Genomic DNA, 19174 nt, shown 5'->3' with positions numbered 1-19174 from the left:
CTGCTAGAGCGATTGCATGTAAGCCACCATCTGGTCCAGCGCCAGGCCCCAGCCCCGTTCAAAGCCCATGTCGACATGGCGCAGCATGTCTTCACTGTTCTTGTGGCGGGCACGGGCGTGGTAGCGGGTGCCACTGCCTTCGGGCGCCAGCGTGATGTAGGCCGTGATGAACGGGTTGGCCGACGGGCCGTAACCTGGCGCGAGCGCGTCAGTCCACACCAGGCGCTGGTTTTCCACGATCTCCAGGAAGCAGCCCACATGGGGGTGCTGCTGCCCTTCGGGCGAGCACATCACGGTGCGGAACACACCACCCGGGCGCAGGTCGATGTCGCACGTCAGCGTTTTCCAGGGTGCCGGGGTGAACCAGTGCACCACGTGGGCTGGTTGGGTCCAGGCCGCCCAGATCTGCGCCGGGCTCAGTTCCACCGTCCGTTCGAACACCAGGTCCAGGTCCGAATCGTATTCATCTGCGATGTGTTGCATGGCGCACTCCCTTCGGAAGGTCAGGCAAAGGTCAGCTGCATGTCGATGTGGGCGATGCCCGCTTCGTAAAACGCCTCGCCGGCGATGCTGAAGCCGTGGCGTTGGTAGAACGGCGCCGCGTGGGTCTGCGCGCTCAGCACGACGCGCTGGTCGCCGCGCGCACGCGCCTGCGCCATCAACGCCTGCAGCAAGGCGCCGCCCACCCCGCGGCCGCGCGCCGTCTTGCGCACGGCCATGCGGCCGATATGGCCATCTGGCAGCAAACGGCCGGTGCCTATGGGCACGCCGGCCGCATCGTACGCCACCGCGTGCAGGCAGACGGCATCCATGTCGTCCAGTTCGATTTCGGCCGGAACATTCTGCTCCGCCACGAAGACGTCGAAGCGGATGGCCTTGGCGTCGGCGTTCAGGGTGTCCCAGGTGCCCAGGCGGATGTCGTGGCTGGTGTCGTTATTCATAACGCTAATAATAGTTGAACCAGCCACGATTGTCGCACGCGGTATTAGCGCGGGCCAGCACCTGCTTGCATTTTGGCACGCAAGAGGTCGCGCACCTGGGGGTTACCCTGATACGGATCGCTCGGGTTGCGCTGTGCCAGCACGTCTTCCATCCGCTCGCGCACGCCAGCCAGCGCGCCCGGATGCGAGTAGATGTAGAACTGGCCGTCGGCGATGGCCTTGAACGTCACCTCCGCCACCTCGGCCGCCGACACCTTGCCGGACGTGACCGCCTTGTCCGTCATCGCTTGCGACACCAGCTGGCTGGCCGTGGGGCCCTGCGTCATGCGCACGTCGGCGGGCCGGTTGCGGTGCGACTGGCTGATGCCGGTTGGCACAAAGTACGGGCACAGCACGGACGCACCGATCGGCGCCTGCACCAGTTGCAAGTCCTGGTACAGGGTCTCGGACAGCGACACCACGGCATGCTTGGAGACGTTGTACACGCCCATGGCCGGCGCGTTGACCAGGCCCGCCATCGAGGCCGTGTTGACGATATGGCCCTCAAATTCAGGATCGCGGGCCGCCGCCTCCAGCATCAGTTTGGTGAAGATGTGCACCCCATGGATCACGCCCCACACATTCACGCCCAGCACCCACTCCCAGTCCGCCTCCGTGTTTTCCCAGATCAGGCCGCCGGAACCGACGCCGGCGTTGTTGAACAGGAGGTGCACGGCGCCGTAGGCTTCCATGGCCGCATCGGCCAGCGCCTGGACCTGCTCGCCCTTGCGTACATCGCATACCAGGGCCTGCACCGCCGCGCCCTGGGCCGCCAATTCATCGCGGGCGCGGTCGAGCGCATCGCGCTGCACGTCGGCCAGCACCAGCTTCATGCCCAGCCTGGCCGCCACGTTGGCGAATTCGCGCCCCAATCCGCTGGCGCCGCCCGTAATGACCGCTACTTTTCCTTGGAAGTTTTTCATCAGATTAATTTCACCAGTTGTTTGCCGAAGTTATGGCCTTGGAGCAGGCCCTTGAATGCTTGCGGTGCGCTGGCCAGGCCCTGCGCCACCGTTTCCCGGTACTTCAGTTTGCCCTGGGCCACCAGCAGGCCCAGTTCCGTCAAGCCTTGCGGCCAGAATTCCATGTGCTCGGTGACGATGAAACCGCGCAGCGTGATGCGGTTCAGCAGCAGCAAGCGCGCGTTGCGGATCGGCAGTTCCTGGCCGTTGTAGCCGGCAATCAAGCCGCACAGGGCCACGCGCGCAAAGGCATTGGTGCGCGCCAGCGCCGCATCGAACACGGCGCCCCCCACGTTCTCAAAAATGGCGTCGATGCCGTTGGGCGCGGCGGCGGCCAGGTCGGCATCCAGGTTGCCGGCCTTGTAATCCACGCAGGCATCAAAACCCAGCGCGTTGACGACATAGTCGCATTTCTCCTTGCCGCCAGCGACGCCCACGGCACGGCAGCCGCGCAACTTGGCCAACTGGCCCACGGCGCTGCCAACGGCGCCGCTGGCGGCCGACACGTACACGGTTTCGCCGGCCTTGGCCTGCAGGATCTGGTGCATGCCATACCACGCCGTCATGCCCGGCATGCCGACCACACCCAGGTAGGCCGACAACGGGATCTGGCTGGTGTCGACCTTGCGCAGCTGGCCGCCGTCGGCCACGCCCATCTCGGCCCAGCCCAGCATGCCCGCCACGAAATCGCCTTCCGCAAAGCGTGGATGGCGCGACGCCACCACCTGGCCGGCCGTGCCGCCTATCATGGTCTCATCCAGCGCCTGCGAGGCGGCATAGCTCTTGGCCGCGCTCATGCGCCCGCGCATGTAGGGGTCCAGCGACAGGTAGTGGTTACGGACCAGCACTTGGCCATCGCCCAGTTCGGGCACGGCCACCGTCTCCAGCCGAAAATCCGATTCCTGGACTTCGCCGCGCGGACGGGCGGCCAGCACCAGCCGTTGGTATTGTGTCATCGTCATCGCTCAGACCGCCGATACGCCGCCATCCACCGCCAGCGTCTGGCCGGTGATGTGCTTGCCCGCGTCGGACGCGAACAGCACGGTGGTGCCCTTCAAGTCCTCATCGTCGCCGATGCGCTGCAGCGGCGCGCCCTTGGCCAGCTTTTCCGCACCCAGGTGATCGAGGATGCCCTTGGTCATCTTGGACGGGAAGAAGCCCGGCGCGATGGCGTTGACCGTGATGCCGTGCACGCCCCACTCGCCGGCCAGCGCGCGCGTGAAGTTGATCACGGCCGCCTTCGAGGTGTTGTAGGCGATGGTCTGCATGGTGCCGGGCGGATTGCCGCTCAGGCCGGCGATCGAGGCGATATTGATGATGCGGCCATACTTGCGCGGGATCATCGAGCGCTTGCCCACCAGCTGCGACACCAGGAAGATGCTGCGGATGTTGAGGTTCATCACCTTGTCCCACGCTTCGACCGGATGGTCCTCGGCCGGCGCGCCCCAGGTGGCGCCGGCGTTATTGACCAGGATGTCGATATGGCCCAACTGGGCCAGCGCAGCCGTCACCAGCGCCTCGGCCGCCGCGTCCTGCGACAGGTCGGCCGGGATCGCGTGGGCGCTTACGCCATGCTGGGCCAGGAAGGCCAGCGCTTCGTCCAGGTCAGCCTGCTTGCGCGAGGAAATCACCACCCTGGCGCCCTGCTCGCCCAGCGCCAGCGCCATTTGCAGGCCCAGGCCGCGCGAGCCGCCCGTCACCAGGGCCGTCTTGCCGGCCAGCGAAAACAATTCTTGAGTTGTACGCATATGTCTGTCGTCCTATGGTTGGAAGGTTGATGCGAGGATCAGATTTCGTAGTCCATGCACTGGCGCGCCTCGCGCACGGCGCTGAAAAACGGTTTGAGTGCCTGATGGCCGGGATGGTTCTGGTAAGCGTCCAGCGCCGCCTTGTCCGCGAATTCCGAGTACAGGATCACGTCATAGGTCGCTTCCAGGCCCGGCTGGGCCACCACGGCTTCAAACGCCAGGATGCCGGGTGTCAGGTTGGCGCAGCCGTCCAGCATGGCTTTCATGCGGGCGGCGTTGGCGGCGCGGTCGGCGCCCTCCGCATGGTCTTTCAGCTTCCACATCACGATGTGCTTGATCATATGTTTTTCATATCGAATGAGTTAAAACCACCTGTCCTGCATATCAAGGGTGGTCGTGTCCAGGCTTTCCAGCAAGGCCAGCTGGGCTTCGACCTTGGGCAATTCCCAGTGGAAGAAGTAGCGGCACGCCTGTAACTTGCCCCGGTAGAAATCGGCATCGTCGGCACTGGCACCGGGCAGATGGCTGGCAGCCAGCAAGGCCTGCTGCAGCCAGATCCAGGCCACCACCACGTGGCCGACCGCTTCCAGGTAGACGCTGGCGTTGGCCAGGGTCTTGTTCATGTCGCCCGCAGCATACAGGGTCTGGGTCACTTGTTCCACTCGCTGCCATGCCGCTTCCAGCGCGGCCGCGTGGGCGGTCAGGTCGGCCATCAGTTGCGTGGCTTGCGCCACCGTGAGGTTGGCGCTGTCTTCGCGTGGCACGGCCACGCTGCCGCGCACCTTGCGCACGGTCTTGCGCAGCTCGCCCGCAAAGGACTTGAACAGCGCCCCATCCTGCAGCGTCACCTTGCGGCCCAGCAGGTCCAGGCCGTGGATCCCGTGCGTGCCCTCGTGGATCGCATTCAGGCGGTTGTCGCGGTAGAACTGTTCGACGTTGTATTCACGCGTGTAGCCATAACCGCCGTGCACCTGGATGGCCAGGCTGTTCGCTTCCACGCACCACTGCGATGGCCAGCTCTTGGTGATCGGCGTGAGGAAGTCCAGCAACCGGCCGGCGTGCTCGCGCGCCTCCGGCGTCTCGGCCGTGCGCTGCTCGTCCACCAGCCGCGCGCTGTACAACACCAGGCCCAGGCCGCCTTCCACGTAGGCTTTCTGGGCCAGCAGCATGCGCCGCACGTCCGTGTGCTCGATGATGGGCAACTGCGGCTGGGCCGGATCTTTCTGGGCCGGATGGCGGCCCTGCGGCCGGTTGCGCGCGTAATCGAGCGCATGCAGATAACCCGTGTAGCCGAGCACGGCCGCGCCGAGGCCGACGGCGATGCGGGCCTCGTTCATCATGTGGAACATGCACGCCAGGCCCTGGCCCGGCTGGCCGACCAGATAGCCGATGGCGCCGCCCTTGCCTTCGGGCTTGAACTTGCCTTCGCCAAAATTGAGCAGGCAGTTGCTCGTGCCCCGGTTGCCCATCTTGTGGTTGAGGCCGGCCAGCACCACGTCGTTGCGCTCACGAAGGCTGCCGTCGTCGTTGACGAGGAACTTGGGGACGACGAACAGGGAGATGCCCTTGACGCCAGGCACCAGCTTGCCATCGGGACCGGGAATCTTGGCCAGCACGAGGTGGACGATATTGCCAGCCAGATCGTGTTCGCCAGCGGAAATCCACATCTTGTTGCCGCGCAGGCGGAACTGGCGCTCGCCTTCCGGTCCCGCCACGGGGTCCGGCTCGGCGCGGGTGGTGATGTCGGACAGGCTGGACCCGGCTTGCGGCTCGGACAGGCACATCGTGCCAAAAAACTTGCCGGCGAACATGGGTTCGACGAAGCGGCGCACCTGCAGGGCCGACCCATGCTTGAGCAAGGTGTTGGCGTTGCTGATGGTGAGGAAGATATAGGCGGCCGTGCTGACGTTGGCAGCGGTGAAGTAGGCGGACAGCACTTTCTCGACCACGGTGGGCAATTGCATGCCGTCGCGCTCGAAGTCCTGGCCGGCCGCCATCAGGCCGGCGGCCGAGAACGCGTCGAGCGCGGTCTTGACCTCGGGGATGATCTGCACGCGCAAACAACCGTCGCCGGCGATGGCGTGCGGTTCCTGCTGGTCGCTTTTCTTGTTGTGCGGCGCGAACAGCTCGGTGGAGATCTGTTCGGCCGTGTCGATGGCGGCGTCGAAGGTTTCGCGATTATGGTCCTGGAAACGGGCGCGTTGACCCAGCGCCTGCGCATCGAGCCATTCGTACAGCATGAACGCGATATCGCGGCGCGACAAAATCGTGGATTGCATGATGCAGTCCTTTATCGGTGAGCGGAAATGAAACGGGCGCCCCGCAGGACGCCCGTGGCAGGTGGGTCAGACCACTTCGAACAGGCCGGCAGCGCCCTGGCCGCCGCCAATGCACATGGTCACCACCACGTATTTGACGCCGCGGCGTTTGCCTTCGATCAGTGCGTGGCCGGTCAGGCGGGCGCCCGACACGCCATAGGGATGGCCGACGGCGATGGCGCCGCCGTTCACGTTCAGGCGGTCCATGGGGATGCCCAGCTTGTCGGCGCAGTACAGCACTTGCACGGCGAACGCTTCATTGAGTTCCCACAGGCCGATGTCGGCCACCGACAGGCCGGCCTGCTTGAGCAGCTTGGGGATGGCGAACACGGGACCGATGCCCATCTCGTCCGGCTCGCAGCCGGCCACGGCGAAGCCGCGGAAGATGCCGAGCGGCTGCAAGCCCTTGGCGGCGGCTGTCCTGGCGTTCATCACCACGGCCATCGAGGCGCCGTCCGAGAATTGGCTGGCATTGCCGGCGGAAATCACGCCACCGGGCACGGCACTGCGGATCTTGGACACGGCTTCGTAGGTGGTGTCGGCGCGGATGCCCTCGTCAGCCGAGACGGTCACTTCGCGGCTCAGCAACATGCCGCTGGCTTTATCAGCCACGCCCATCACGGTGGTCATGGGCACGATCTCGGCGTTGAACAGGCCGGCGGCCTGGGCGGCCGACGCGCGCTGCTGGCTCTGCACGCCGTACTCGTCCTGGCGCTCGCGGCTGATGTTGTAGCGCTTGGCCACGGTCTCGGCCGTTTGCAGCATGGGCCAGTAGATTTCCGGCTTGTGCTCGGACAGCCACACTTCCTTGTACATATGCAGGTTCATCTCCTGCTGCACGCAGGAGATCGATTCGACGCCGCCGGCCGCGTAGATGTCGCCCTCGCCGGCGATGATGCGCTGGGCCGCCAGCGCGATCGTTTGCAGGCCCGACGAGCAGAAACGGTTGACGGTCATGCCGCCCGTCGTCACCGGGCAACCGGCGCGGATCGCGATCTGGCGGGCGATGTTGCCGCCGGTGGCGCCTTCAGGATTGGCGCAGCCCACCAGCACGTCTTCCACTTCGCCCGCTTCAATGTTGGCGCGGGCGATGGCCGCCTGCAGCGCGTGGCCACCCAGGGTGGCGCCGTGCGTCATGTTGAACGCGCCTTTCCACGATTTGGCCAGAGGGGTACGGGCGGTCGATACGATGACGGCATCTATCATGTGAGTCTCCTGATGGGTAATGGTTTTGAGCCGCGCGCGCACCCCATGGCGGCCGCGGTAACTACTGCGATGAAGGTAAGAATAGCATATTTTAGTACGACCGTTCGCAAATTTTTCCGGCACCGCACGCCCAGCGTTTTTGCGGCACCGGCTGTAAGCTTGGCGTAAGTTTGACGCAAGCTTACCGTAAGGTTAAGCGCTCAGACTCAAACCAAGCTGACAACGTTGTATCCCGTCAGTTCATGTGATTCAAGACAAAAAAAGCACAATAAAATCAGGAGACTCATCATGGCAGTTTCATCCGGCACCAGTGCCGATCTGCGCAATCCGCCTCCTAAGGCCGGCGCGATCACCGCGGAGGAGCGCAAGGTCATCTTCGCATCCTCGCTGGGCACCATCTTTGAATGGTACGACTTCTACCTGTACGGCTCGCTCGCCTCCATCATCGCCAAGCAATTCTTCGTCGGCGACCCGACCACCACCTTCATCTTCGCCCTGCTGGCGTTCGCGGCCGGCTTCATCGTGCGCCCGTTCGGCGCGCTCGTGTTCGGCCGCCTCGGCGACATGATAGGCCGCAAGTACACCTTCCTGATCACGATCCTGATCATGGGCGGTTCCACCTTCATCGTCGGCCTGCTGCCCAGCCACGCGGCGATCGGCATTTCCGCGCCCATCATCCTGGTGTCGCTGCGCATCCTGCAAGGGCTGGCGCTGGGCGGCGAATACGGCGGCGCCGCCACCTATGTGGCCGAGCACGCGCCCAACGGCAAGCGCGGCGCGTTCACCTCATGGATCCAGACCACGGCCACGCTGGGCTTTTTCCTGTCGCTGCTGGTGATCCTGGGCACCCGCAAGGCCATCGGCGAGGAGGCGTTCAACGCCTGGGGCTGGCGCGTGCCCTTCCTCGTGTCCGTGCTGCTGCTGGGCATTTCCGTGTGGATCCGCCTGTCGATGAATGAATCGCCCGCCTTCGCCCGCATGAAGGCCGAAGGCCGGACTTCCAAGGCCCCGCTGAGCGAAGCGTTCGGCAAGTGGCGCAACCTGAAGATCGTGGTGCTGGCCCTGATCGGCCTGACCATGGGCCAGGCCGTCGTGTGGTACACGGGCCAGTTCTATGCCTTGTTCTTCATGCAGCAGACCCTGAAGATCGACATCGTCAACGCCACCCTGATGATCGCCGTGGCGCTGGCGCTGGCGACGCCGTTCTTCATCTTCTTCGGCAGCCTGGCCGACAAGGTGGGCCGCAAGTACATCATCCTCGGCGGCTGCCTGCTGGCCGCCGTCACCTACATGCCGTTGTTTGGCGCACTGACCCACTATGGCAACCCGGCGCTGGAAGCGGCCCTGAAGAATTCGCCCGTGACCGTGGTGGCCGACCCGGCCTCCTGCCACTTCCAGTTCAACCTGACGGGCCAGAAGAAATTCCCGTCCTCGTGCGACATCGCCACCGGCATATTGTCGAACAGCTCGGTCGCCTACACCAAGGTGGACGCGCCGGCCGGTTCGGTGGCCGTGATCAAGATCGGCGACAAGGAGATCGCCTCGTTCAACGCCGTGATGACGCCCGATGGCCTGAACTTCGACGCCGCCAGCAAGAAGGCCGAAGCGGCCCTGAAGAAGGATACGGCGGCCGCCGTCAAGGCCGCCGGCTATCCCGCCAAGGCCGACGAGGACCAGATCAACCGGCCGATGATGGTGCTGATCCTGTTCATCCTGGTGCTGTACGTGACGATGGTGTACGGCCCGATCGCCGCCATGCTGGTGGAAATGTTCCCCACCCGCATACGCTACACGTCCATGTCGCTGCCCTACCACATCGGCAACGGCTGGTTTGGCGGCCTGCTGCCGACCACGGCGTTCGCCCTGGTGGCATTCAAGGGCGACATCTACTATGGCCTGTGGTATCCGATCGTCGTGGCGCTGCTCACGGTGGTCATCGGTGCGCTGTTCGTCAAGGAAACCCGCGACAACGACATCTACGCCGCGGACTAGGCCCAACTAGCACCAAAGCAAAATCGGGGACGTAACACGGTTTTTCCGCATGGGAAAACCGTGTTACGTCCCCGATTTTGCTCAGGCGCTAGCAACGGCGTCGGCGCCATGCTCCACCTGCTGCTGGCGGAACGCTTCGGCGATGCAGCGGCGCAGTGCTTCATCTTCCCACGGCTTGGTGAAGAAGCGGTAGATGGCGCCGCGGTTGATGGCGTCAATCACCGATTCGAGGTCAGCGTAACCGGACAGGATCAGCCGTATCGTTTCCGGGTACAGGTCCTTGACCTTGGCCAGGAATTCCGTGCCGCTCATTTCCGGCATGCGCTGGTCGGACAACACCACCTGCACCTCGTTGACAGCCAGCAGTTGCAACGCCTCGGCCGCCGACGTGGCCAGCAACAGCTTGTAGCCATCGGGACGCAAGGCCCGCGCCAGCGCGCGCACGATGTTGGGCTCGTCGTCGAGGATCAGCAAGGTGCGCTGGGTCCGGTCTGCCGGCAGCAGCATGCGCTTGCCGTCCGTCAGCAGCTGGGCGAAGGCGTCACCCGACAGCGCCTTGCTGAAATGATTACCCTGCATCTGGTCGCACAGGCGCCGGCGCAGGTAGTGCATCTGGCCCTCCGTGTCCACGCCTTCCGCGATCACCGTGATTTGCATGCTGTGCGCCAGGCTGATGACGGCGTTGCAGATGGCCGCATCGTCGGGCGAGGTGGTGACGTCGCGCACGAACGAACGGTCGATCTTCAAGTGGTTCAAGGGGAAACGCTTGAGGTAGGACAGCGACGAATAGCCCGTGCCAAAATCGTCCAGCGTCACGCCCACGCCCATCTGCTGGAGCTGCTTGAGGATGGCGGTGGCCGCGTGCACATCGCGCATGACGGCGCTCTCCGTCAGTTCCAGCTCCAGCATGCGCGCTGTCAGCCCGTTCGCGTCGAGCGCCTTGCGCACCACCTCCACCAGTCCTGGCTGGTGGAATTGTTGGGCCGATAAATTGATCGCCACCGTGGGCACGGCCAGCCCCGCCTTGCGCCAGCGCGCCAGTTGCGCGCACACGTGGCCGATCGCCCATTCGCCCAGCGGCAGCACGAGACCCGTTTCCTCGGCCAGCCGGATGAATTCGTTGGGCGCCACCATGCCACGCGTGGGATGGCGCCAGCGCAGCAACGCTTCCGCCCCCGTGATGGCGCCGTTGACCAGGCTCACCTGGGGCTGGTAATGCATCAGCAATTCGCCCTTCTCCAGCGCCTGGCGCAAGTCGGCCTCCATGGCGAAGCGGTCCGCCATGCGCGCGTTCATGGCGGGCGCGTAGAAGCGGAAGGTATTGCCGCCCGTGCTCTTGGCGTCCTGCATGGCCAGGTCCGCCAGGCGCAGCAGGCTGGCCACGTCGGCGCCGTCGTCCGGGTACAGGCTGATGCCGACCGACGCCAGCGGGCGCACTTGCGCCGGCCCGCTGGGCAGCGCTTGGGCCAAGCCGGCCACGACAGCACTGGCCACGGCGGCCGCATCGCCCCCCGCTTCCAGATTTTGCAGCAAGATCACAAACTCGTCGTTACCGGGGCGCGCCACCAGATTGCCCTCGCCGGCCAGCGTTTCCAGGCGGCGCGCCACTTCCACCAGCATGGTGTCGCCCACCTTGTGACCCAGGTTGTCGTTCACTTCCTTGAAGCGGTCGAGGTCGATGAACAGGGCGGCCAGGCGCTTGCCGCCCGCATCGGCGGCGCTCGCCATCGGCAGCAATTGCGCCTCCAGCGTGGCCCGGTTTGGCAAGCCCGTCAGCGCATCGTAATTGGCCCGCCGTTCCAGCAATTGCTCGGCGCGCTGGCGCGCGGCCAGTTCACGGTAGCGCTCCATGCCGGCCGCCAGCGTGTGACTGAGCTCCTGCAACAAGGCCACTTCGTCGTCGTTGCACGGACTGGCGTCGCTGGCATACACGGCCAATACGCCCAGCGCCTCGCCACCGCGCAACAAGGGCACGGCAATGCAACTGACCAAGTTGCGCATCAACAACGCGCCACGCCACGTGGCGAACGCGGGCGCGTCAGCCATGTCGCGCACCACCTGCGGCTTCTTCAGCAGGACGGCGCCGCCGCACGCGGCATGGCGGCGCAAGTCCTGGCCCCAGCTGAGGTGGAGCGATTCGAAGAATTCGCGGTCGATGCCGGCGTGCGCGGCCAATTCGATGCTGTGGTCGCTGTCCTGGCGCGCGTGGCCTATCCATGCGGCCCGGTAGCCGCCCTGCTCGACCAGCCCGTGACAAAAAGCGGCCAACAAGCCGTCCTCGTCCGTGCCTGTGGCCAGGGCCTTGCTGCCGGCCGCGTGCAGCAGCGCGGCCCGCTCGAGCACCGCGATCCGCGCCTCATGTTCGTGACGCAATTGCGAATTGTGGCGAGCGTCGAGCATGAGGTCGTTGACGGCAATGACCAGCACGTCAAATTCGTTCTTGCTGTCCGGGACCAGGCGCGATGGCATCTTGCCGTCGGCGATGTCGCGCGCGAAGGCGATGCAGTCACTGAGCGTACGGTACATGCCGCGTGCGATGCCGTAGGCCAATACCGTGCCCAGTGTGAGCGCCAACGCGGGCCCCAGCAGCAGCACCACGCGCGACAAGGCCCGCCATTGCCGCAAGCTCGCTTCCGTGCCCGCACTGGCGTCGGTCGCGTGCTGGGTCAGCGTGGCCAGCCGGGCGGCCAGCTTATCGGGTGGGCTGTCGTAGCTGAGCACGCCAATGTCGAGCGCTTCCTGCTTGAGTGCGTCCGGCGCCAGCGCGGCCGCGCTGCGCATGTTGTTGCGCACTTCCTCCATCGCGGCCTTCTGGCCGGCCGGCGTCGCGCCAGCGTTCGCCAGCGCGGCGCTGCTGCGCAGGGCCAGTTCGACGATGCGGGCATCCTGGTCCAGATAGGCGCCCATGGTGGCCACCAGCCGCTCGTGGATCAGCAGCGAAGCCAGGGCCGCCAGCACGGCCGGCACCACGAGCGCGGAGAAGCAGATGAGCAGCCTGGCGCGCAGGCTGAGGCGGTTAATGTCGTTGCGGGGTTTAGCGGTTTCGGCCATGATGCCAGACTCTCATGGGGACTTCCTCTCCGGTTGCGGTGGGAGCAATGAATCTGGAGCAAGTCTTACATGAATTTCAAGCCGGGACAATGGGGCGGGGACAGGCGCCGCTGAATCCGCTCCCGCTGTCCAAACGCGGCAACACTAGCGAAATGGAAGCGGCACCATGGCTGCGCGAACGCGGGGGGGCGGTCAGCGAGGACCGCCAGCCCCATAGCAGGCCGCCCTGGCAGGCGGCCCGACTTGCTTAGCCGTTGAAGGTCTTCCCTTCGGCGGCCAGGCGCAGCAGCAGCGGCGCCGGTTTCCACGCTTCGCCGTGGTGGCCGCGGCCGTACTTCTCGATGGCAGCCAACACGTTGGGCAAGCCCACCGTGTCGGCATAGAACATGGGGCCGCCACGGAACAGCGGGAAGCCGTAGCCGGTCAGGTAGACCATGTCGATGTCGGAGGCACGCATGGCGATGCCCTCTTCCAGGATCAGGGCCGCCTCGTTGACCATCGCAAACACCAGGCGCTCGACGATTTCCTGGTCGCTGATCTTGCGGCGCTCGACGCCGATGTCGGCCGAGTGCTTGACGATCATGGCGTTGACCACGTCCGATGGGTAAGCCTTGCGGTCACCTGCCTTGTAGTCATACCAGCCGGCGCCCGTCTTCTGGCCAAAGCGGCCCATTTCGCACAACAGGTCGGCCGTCTTCGAATAGCTGATCTCGGGCGACTCGACGTAGCGGCGCTTGCGGATGTACCAGCCGATGTCGTTGCCGGCCAGGTCGCCCATGCGGAACGGGCCCATGGCGAAGCCGAATTTCTCGATCGCCTTGTCCACCTGCTCAGGCAGGCAGCCTTCTTCCAGCAGGAAGCCGGCCTGGCGGCTGTACTGCTCGATCATGCGGTTGCCGATGAAGCCGTCGCACACGCCCGACACCACGCCGGTTTTCTTGAGCTTCTTGGACAGGGCCAGCGCCGTGGCCAGCACGTCCTTGCCGGTCTTGGCACCGCGCACAATTTCCAGCAGCTTCATCACGTTGGCCGGGCTGAAGAAGTGCAGGCCGATCACGTCCTGCGGACGCGCGGTGAAGCTGGCGATCTGGTTCACGTCCAGCGTGGAGGTGTTGCTGGCCAGGATGGCGCCCTGCTTCATCACTTCATCGAGCTTGCGGAACACGGTTTCCTTGACGCCCATGTCCTCGAACACGGCTTCGACCACGATATCGGCCTGGCCGATGTCGTCATACGACAGCGTACCTCCGAGCAGGGCCATGCGCTGGTCGAACTTCTCCTGCGTCAGCTTGCCCTTCTTCATCGTGTTCTCATAGTTCTTGCGGATCGTGGCCATGCCCTTGTCCAGCGCTTCCTGCTTGGTTTCCAGCAGGGTGACGGGGATACCCGCGTTCAGGAAGTTCATGGCGATGCCACCGCCCATGGTGCCGGCGCCGATCACGGCCGCCGACTTGATGGCGCGCACCGGCGTATCGGCCGGCACGTCGGGCACCTTGCTGCACTGGCGCTCGCTGATGAAGGCATGGCGCAGCGACTTCGATTCCGTGGTCTGGATCAGGTGCAGGAAGCGGTCGCGCTCGAACTTCAGGCCATCCTCGAACTTCTTGGTGACGGTGGCGGCCACGGTTTCCACGCATTCCAGCGGCGCCGGGAACGGGCCGGACATGGCCTTCACGGTGTTGCGCGAGAACTGCAGGAAGGCTTCGTGGTTCGGATAATCGACCTTGCGGTCACGCACTTTCGGCAGCGGACGCACGTCGGCCACCTTGTTGGCGAACGCCACGGCGCCAGCCATCAGGTCAGTGTCGGCGGGCAGCAGTTCGTCGAACAGCGCCGTCTTGGCCAGCTTTTCCGACATCACCGGCGTACCGGAGACGATCATGTTGAGCGCCATTTCCAGGCCCAGCACGCGCGGCAGGCGCTGCGTGCCACCGGCACCCGGCAGCAAGCCCAGCTTCACTTCCGGCAGGGCGATCTGCGCGCCCGGCAAGGCCACGCGGTAGTGGCAACCGAGCGCCAGTTCCAGGCCGCCGCCCATGGCGACGCTGTGGATGGCGGCAATCACTGGCTTGGTGGCATTTTCAACCGTGGCGATCAGCGTGTGCAGGCTCGGCTCGGCCAGCGCCTTGGGCGAATTGAATTCCTTGATGTCGGCGCCGCCGGAAAACGCCTTGCCGGCGCCCGTGATGATGATGGCCTTGACGGCGTCATCCGCCAGCGCCTGCTTGATGCCAGCCACGGCGGCCGTGCGCGTGGACAGGCCCAGGCCGTTGACGGGTGGATTGTTCAGGGTAATGACGGCAACGGAACCGTTGACTTGATATTCGGCGGTCATGTCTCTTCCTTGTTGTGTTGGTAACGGGCTTGCTGCGAAAACCTTACTATACCTCAGAAAAAGAACGGTCGTATTATTTTTTGTTCGATCGTGCTCCGCGCGCTGCATTGTAAGCCAGCGCCCGACTGAACGTATAATCAACGTTGCCGAAAAGGCGATGGGGATGCGTCTTTGGCGGCGCCACAACACGATCTGCGACAGAGGATAACGATGGTCATCTTGATACTGGGACTGGTGCTGTTCTTGGGCGTGCATTCCGTGCGCGTCGTGGCAGACGACTGGCGCACGGCCCAACGCGCGCAACTTGGCGAAGCGAAGTGGAAAGCGCGATACAGCCTGCTATCGCTGGCGGGGTTCATCCTGATCGTATGGGGCTTCGGCCTGGCGCGGCACAACCCCGTCGTGCTGTGGACGCCGCCCGTCGCCATGCGCCACGTGGCGGGCTTGCTGACGGCGGTGGCCTTCATCCTGTTGGCGGCCAAGGATATTCCCCGCAACGGCATCAAGGCCCGCGTCCACCATCCCATGCTGCTGGGGGTGAAAGTGTGGGCCCTGGCCCACTTGCTGGCGAACGGCAAGCTGCATGACGTGGTGCTGTTCGGCAGTTTCCTGGCCTGGGCCATCCTCTGTTTCCGGGCCGCGCGCCAGCGCGATGCGGCCGAGGGCAAGGTGTATCCGGCTGGCACCGCCGGCGCCACGGTGACGACGGTGGTGGCCGGCCTGGCCGGCTGGGCCGTGTTCGCCTTCCTGCTGCATGGCTGGCTGATCGGGGTACGGCCCTTTTAGCAAGAACGCCCCGGCCAGCCGGGGCGGCTTGCTCAAGCGGTGGGAAGCTGGTGGTCCTTGTAGTGTTCCCGCAACTTGTTCTTTTGCACCTTGCCGGTGGCGCCCAGCGGCAAGGCGTCGGCGAATACGACGTCGTCCGGTGTCCACCACTTGGCGATCTTGCCTTCATAGAACGCCAGCAACTCCTCGCGGCTCACGTCCTGGCCGGGGCGGCGCACCACGATCAGCAGCGGCCGCTCGTCCCATTTCGGGTGGTAGATGCCGATACAAGCCGCCTGCAGGACGGCCGGATGCGCCATCGCAATATTTTCCAGGTCGATCGTGCCTATCCATTCGCCGCCAGACTTGATGACGTCCTTGCTGCGGTCGGTGATCTGCATGTAGCCGTCGGGGTCGATCGTGGCGACGTCACCCGTCGGGAACCAGCCGTTCTGCAACACATCGCCGCCCTCGCCCTTGAAATAGCTGCTGATGATCCACGGCCCCTTGACCAGCAAGTGTCCATAACCGACGCCATCCCACGGCAACTCCTTGCCATCGTCGTCGACGATCTTCATGTCGACGCCAAAGATGGCGTGGCCCTGCTTTTGCAGGATCTTGCGCTGCTCCTCCTGCGGCAGAGCCTTGTGTTTGCTCGACAACACACATGCCGTGCCCAGCGGCGACATTTCCGTCATGCCCCAGGCGTGCACGACCTCAACGCCGAACTCGTCGATCAGGGTGTTCATCATGGCCGGCGGGCAGGCCGAACCGCCAATCACCGTGCGGCGGAACGTGGAAAACTTCAATTTGTTCTGCAAGGCGTAATTGATCAGACCCAGCCAGACCGTGGGCACACCGGCCGACATGGTCACGCCTTCGCTCTCGAACAGCTCGTACAGCGACTTGCCATCGAGCGCAGGACCTGGGAACACCATGCGCGCGCCCGTCAACGGCACCGAATATGGCAAGCCCCAGGCGTTGACGTGGAACATGGGAACCACCGGCAGCACCGTGTCGTGGGAGGTGACGTTGAGCGCGTTCGGCAACGCTGAGGCATAAGCGTGCAACACCGTCGAACGATGCGAGTACAGGGCCCCCTTGGGATTGCCCGTCGTGCCCGAGGTGTAGCACAAGGTAGCCGCCGAATTTTCGTCAAACTGCGGCCAGGTGTAGTCATCCGAGTGCGAATTGATCAGATCTTCATAGCACATCAGGTCCGGGATCTTGCTGTCGGCCGGCATGTGGGCGCGGTCCGTCATCAGCACATAGCCCTTGATCATCTTGCAGTGGGCGGCCACGGCCTCGATGGCGGGCAGGAAGGTCAGGTCGAAGAACAGCAACTGGTCTTCCGCGTGGTTGATGATGTACGCCACCTGTTCCGGGTGCAGGCGCGGATTAATGGTATGCAAGACGGCGCCGGAACCCGACACCGCGTAGTACGCTTCCAGGTGCCGGTAACCATTCCAGGCCAGCGTCGCCACCCGATCGCCCATCTTCACGCCCAGGCCCTGCAGCGCGTTGGCCAGGCGGCGTGCACGCTGGTGGCACTCGCGGAACGTATAGCGGTGCATGTCGCCCTCGACCCGGCGCGAGACGATCTCACTGCCGCCGTTGTGGCGCGACGCGAATTCGACAATACTGGAGATCAGCAGTGGCTGGTTCATCATTTGCCCCATGACGGGGCTTTGTGGAAAGGACATCGACACTCCTGGAGAGGTTGGACTTGCGTTCAAGTTTGAAACGGCCGCCCGAAAGCCGTCAACGCTTTTCAATGTTGCATTGCAATAAACAACCCGGTCTGTGGCGCGCCGGACGTTACCGAGTGTAACCACCATGTCATTTGGCGATGCGCCCCAATAGAATCGGCGCTGTAGGGTAAAATCCGACAGCCCGCTTATGCACCCATGACCATCGACTGGAATTACCATTACTGCCGCTAAACTGCCGCTGGACAATTCGTTCGCGTCCCTGCCTCCCGCCTTCTACACGCGGCTGATGCCCACCCCGCTGCCCTCGCCTTACCTGGTCGGCGTCAGCGACGCGGCCGCCACGTTGATCGGGCTCGACCCCACACGCCTGGGGCGAACCGATTATGTCGACCTGTTGACGGGGAACCTCGTGCCTGAACAGTCCCAGCCGCTGGCGGCCGTATATTCCGGCCATCAGTTTGGCGTATGGGCCGGCCAGTTGGGCGACGGCCGCGCCATCTTGCTGGGCAATGTGGACAGTGCTGAGGGGCCCATGGAATTGCAGTGGAAAGGCGCCGGCCTGACGCCCTATTCCCGCATGGGTGACGGGCGTGCCGTGCTGCGCTCATCCGTCCGTGAATTCCTGTGTTCGGAAGCCATGCACGCCCTGGGCATCCCCACCTCGCGGGCGCTGTCGGTGACCGGGTCGGACCAGGGCGTGATGCGCGAAACGCCGGAAACGGCCGCCGTCGTGGTCCGGCTGGCGCCCAGTTTCGTGCGCTTCGGCTCGTTTGAACATTGGTTCTACCAGAACAAGCCGGAACAGCTGCGGCTGCTTGCCGATTATGTGATAGACCGTTTTTATCCTCAGTTGCGCGACACTGGCAATCCTTACCAGGCCTTGCTGGAAGAAGTGACGCGCCGCACGGCGCACCTGATCGCCCATTGGCAAGCCGTCGGCTTCATGCATGGCGTGATGAACACGGACAATATGTCCATCCTGGGCCAGACCCTGGACTACGGTCCGTTCGGCTTCATGGAAGCCTTCGACTCGCAGCACATCTGCAACCACACCGACCAGCAAGGACGCTATTCCTACGCCATGCAACCGCAGATCGGCCACTGGAATTGCTACGCCCTGGGGCAAGCGTTGCTGCCATTGATCGGCGAGGTCGAAGCGGCCCAGGCCGCATTGGACGTCTATCAGCCCGCGTTCGCGAACAAGATCAGCGCGCTGTTGCGTGCCAAACTGGGCCTGAGCAGCGAGCGCGACGGCGACGAATCGCTATTTGACGCCATGTTCGCGCTGATGCAAGCGAACAGCGTTGATTTCACCTTGTTCTTCCGTACCCTGGGCAAATTGGAAGTGGCCAATCCCGGCGCCGATACCGCGCTGCGCGACCTGTTCCTGGACCGTCCTGCTTTCGACGCCTGGGCCACGCAGTACCGTGCCCGCCTGCGCGCCGAAGACAGCGTGGACGCGCCGCGCCGCCTCGCCATGGACCGTGTCAATCCCAAGTATGTTTTGCGCAACTACCTCGCGCAGCTTGCGATTGAAAAGGCGCAAAATAAGGACTTTACTGAAGTGGCACGCTTGTTGAAAGTTCTGCAGCGTCCATACGACGAACAGCCAGAGCATGAGCACTATGCCGCCTTGCCGCCGGACTGGGCAAGCCATCTTGAAGTGAGCTGTTCTTCCTGAGGATCAACATGACAGACAAAGTACACAAGAGCGAAGCCGAATGGCGCGCCCAGCTGGACCCGATGCAGTTCGAAGTGACGCGCCACGCCGCCACCGAGCGGGCGTTCACGGGCAAGTACTGGGATCACCACGAAGCGGGCATCTACACCTGCGTGTGCTGCAACACGCCGCTATTTCGTTCCGACGCCAAGTTCGATTCCGGCTGCGGCTGGCCCAGCTACTTCGAAGCGCTCGATCCGGCCCACGTGACGGAGAAAGTGGACCGTTCGCATGGTATGCTGCGCACCGAAATCCTGTGCGCCGTCTGCGATGCCCACCTGGGACATGTATTTCCGGACGGCCCGCCGCCGACCGGATTGCGTTACTGCATTAATTCAGCTTCGCTGCGCTTTGACCCTGAAACCTGATCGACCGCCATTCTCTA

At 64.2% G+C, this 19174-nt stretch carries 15 protein-coding genes; 4 read left to right on the top strand and 11 right to left on the bottom strand.

Annotated features, from left to right (window positions below; genetic code table 11):
• Positions 1 to 3 precede the first annotated feature (3 nt).
• The 8 genes from H3H36_RS01770 to H3H36_RS01735 form a co-directional block, all read right to left on the bottom strand.
• The gene (locus H3H36_RS01770; protein WP_182213297.1) at positions 4 to 483 is read right to left on the bottom strand and encodes an SRPBCC family protein; all 480 of its coding nucleotides are present in this window, start codon (positions 481 to 483) and stop codon (positions 4 to 6) included.
• A gap of 20 nt (positions 484 to 503) precedes the next feature.
• Positions 504 to 941, bottom strand: coding sequence for a GNAT family N-acetyltransferase (locus tag H3H36_RS01765; protein WP_182213295.1), 438 nt, complete (start codon positions 939 to 941; stop codon positions 504 to 506).
• A gap of 44 nt (positions 942 to 985) precedes the next feature.
• Positions 986 to 1903, bottom strand: a complete 918-nt coding sequence (locus H3H36_RS01760; RefSeq protein ID WP_182213293.1) for an SDR family oxidoreductase — start codon at positions 1901 to 1903, stop codon at positions 986 to 988.
• A complete protein-coding gene (locus H3H36_RS01755) occupies positions 1903 to 2898 on the bottom strand; it encodes an NADP-dependent oxidoreductase (protein WP_375539562.1) in 996 nt (331 codons plus the stop codon). The genes H3H36_RS01760 and H3H36_RS01755 overlap by 1 nt, the downstream gene beginning before the upstream one ends.
• A 9-nt stretch (positions 2899 to 2907) precedes the next feature.
• A complete protein-coding gene (locus tag H3H36_RS01750) occupies positions 2908 to 3690 on the bottom strand; it encodes an SDR family oxidoreductase (protein WP_182213289.1) in 783 nt (260 codons plus the stop codon).
• 38 nt (positions 3691 to 3728) lie between these two features.
• Positions 3729 to 4031, bottom strand: coding sequence for a Dabb family protein (locus H3H36_RS01745; protein ID WP_182213286.1), 303 nt, complete (start codon positions 4029 to 4031; stop codon positions 3729 to 3731).
• A gap of 21 nt (positions 4032 to 4052) precedes the next feature.
• Positions 4053 to 5969, bottom strand: a complete 1917-nt coding sequence (locus H3H36_RS01740) for an acyl-CoA dehydrogenase (protein ID WP_182213284.1) — start codon at positions 5967 to 5969, stop codon at positions 4053 to 4055.
• 66 nt (positions 5970 to 6035) lie between these two features.
• The gene (locus tag H3H36_RS01735) at positions 6036 to 7214 is read right to left on the bottom strand and encodes an acetyl-CoA C-acyltransferase (RefSeq protein WP_182213282.1); all 1179 of its coding nucleotides are present in this window, start codon (positions 7212 to 7214) and stop codon (positions 6036 to 6038) included.
• Between the two features lie 288 nt (positions 7215 to 7502).
• On the opposite strand from H3H36_RS01735, the gene H3H36_RS01730 reads away from it, so the two are divergent.
• Positions 7503 to 9206 (top strand): MFS transporter, encoded by a 1704-nt coding sequence (locus H3H36_RS01730; protein WP_182213280.1) that lies wholly within the window; start codon positions 7503 to 7505, stop codon positions 9204 to 9206.
• An 81-nt stretch (positions 9207 to 9287) separates the two neighbouring features.
• On the opposite strand, the gene H3H36_RS01725 is transcribed toward H3H36_RS01730, so the two are convergent.
• The gene (locus tag H3H36_RS01725; RefSeq protein WP_182213277.1) at positions 9288 to 12257 is read right to left on the bottom strand and encodes an EAL domain-containing protein; all 2970 of its coding nucleotides are present in this window, start codon (positions 12255 to 12257) and stop codon (positions 9288 to 9290) included.
• A 247-nt stretch (positions 12258 to 12504) separates the two neighbouring features.
• Positions 12505 to 14592, bottom strand: a complete 2088-nt coding sequence (locus H3H36_RS01720) for a 3-hydroxyacyl-CoA dehydrogenase NAD-binding domain-containing protein (RefSeq protein ID WP_182213274.1) — start codon at positions 14590 to 14592, stop codon at positions 12505 to 12507.
• A gap of 210 nt (positions 14593 to 14802) precedes the next feature.
• Here H3H36_RS01720 and H3H36_RS01715 point away from each other — a divergent pair, with 210 nt between their 5' ends.
• Positions 14803 to 15378: an NnrU family protein gene (locus tag H3H36_RS01715; RefSeq protein WP_182213271.1), complete on the top strand. Its 576-nt coding sequence runs from the start codon at positions 14803 to 14805 to the stop codon at positions 15376 to 15378.
• Positions 15379 to 15410: 32 nt separating this feature from the next.
• Here the strand turns inward: H3H36_RS01715 and H3H36_RS01710 are convergent, their stop codons facing one another.
• Complete coding sequence (locus H3H36_RS01710) at positions 15411 to 17060, bottom strand: 3-(methylthio)propionyl-CoA ligase (protein ID WP_220459561.1); 1650 nt, start codon at positions 17058 to 17060, stop codon at positions 15411 to 15413.
• Between the two features lie 295 nt (positions 17061 to 17355).
• Between H3H36_RS01710 and H3H36_RS01705 the strand changes: the two genes are divergently transcribed.
• Positions 17356 to 18750 (top strand): protein adenylyltransferase SelO, encoded by a 1395-nt coding sequence (locus H3H36_RS01705; protein ID WP_229219656.1) that lies wholly within the window; start codon positions 17356 to 17358, stop codon positions 18748 to 18750.
• An 8-nt stretch (positions 18751 to 18758) separates the two neighbouring features.
• The gene (gene msrB / locus H3H36_RS01700) at positions 18759 to 19157 is read left to right on the top strand and encodes a peptide-methionine (R)-S-oxide reductase MsrB (protein WP_182213269.1); all 399 of its coding nucleotides are present in this window, start codon (positions 18759 to 18761) and stop codon (positions 19155 to 19157) included.
• Positions 19158 to 19174 lie beyond the last annotated feature (17 nt).

Source organism: Rugamonas fusca (assembly GCF_014042365.1).
GTDB lineage: Bacteria > Pseudomonadota > Gammaproteobacteria > Burkholderiales > Burkholderiaceae_D > Rugamonas > Rugamonas fusca.
Note: the sequence above shows the minus strand (reverse complement) of the source record. Positions and strands in the feature narration are given on the sequence as shown.